General features: G+C 62.1%; 1 protein-coding gene. It reads right to left on the minus strand.

Annotation, left to right across the window (positions count from 1 at the left end; genetic code table 11):
- On the minus strand, positions 1 to 1,012 hold a 1,012-nt coding region (locus Q7U49_RS10375), incomplete at both ends, for a PAS domain S-box protein (protein WP_304764196.1).

Below are 1,012 nucleotides of genomic sequence, written 5' to 3' on the forward strand. Positions count from 1 at the left end.
GCCTTGTAGGTCAGGGCCTCGAAGCCTGGGGCAATCGGCGTGTCAAGCTCGATGCTCAATGCGTTGGCACGCGCGATCAGCTCTTGCGGGTCGGAAATGTCGGCCGGGGTGATCTTGTTCATCACCTCGGTCGCCGTATAGCCCAGCATGCGTTCGGCACCGACGTTGAAAATCTGGATCACGCCCTTGGCATCGGTGGCGATACTGGAGAAATTGGCGCTGTTGAAAATCGCGCTCTGCAGGGCGCCGGCGCGCTGCAAAGCCTCTTCCGCCTGTTTGCGCGCCGTGTTGTCGGTGCCGATCAGCAGGTAGCCGATGATGGCGTCCTGATCGTCACGCAGCGCGGTGACCGACACCACCGCCGGGAAGCGGCTGCCATCCTTGCGAATGTAGGTCAGCTCGTAAATGTCTTCGATGCCGCGCGCCGCCTTGAACACCAGGGCATCAAAGCCCGGCGCAATCGGGGTTTCGAGTTCGGCGCTCAAGGCTTCGGCGCGCGCGATCACTTCCTGCGGATCGGAAATGTCGGCCGGGGTGAGCTTGTTCATCACGTCGGCGGCGGCGTAGCCCAGCATGCGTTCGGCCCCGACGTTGAAAATCTGGATCACGCCCTTCTCGTCGGTGGCGATGCTCGAGAAGTTGGCGCTGTTGAAAATCGCGCTCTGCAAGGCACCGGCGCGCTGCAAGGCCTCCTCGGCCTGCTTGCGTGCCGTGATGTCGGTGCCGATGAGCAGGTAGCCGATGATTTCGTTGTCGGCATCGCGCAGTGCAGTGACCGATACCACTGCAGGGAAGCGGCTGCCATCCTTGCGGAAATACGTCAACTTGTAGATGTCCTCGATGCCATGCGCAGCCTTGTAGGTCAGGGCCTCGAAGCCTGGGGCAATCGGCGTGTCAAGCTCGATGCTCAATGCGTTGGCACGCGCGATCAGCTCTTGCGGGTCGGAAATGTCGGCCGGGGTGATCTTGTTCATCACCTCGGCTGCCGTGTAGCCCAGCATGCGTTCGGCGC

Origin of the sequence: Rhodoferax sp., from assembly GCF_030653815.1 — a bacterium.
Classification (GTDB): domain Bacteria; phylum Pseudomonadota; class Gammaproteobacteria; order Burkholderiales; family Burkholderiaceae_C; genus Rhodoferax.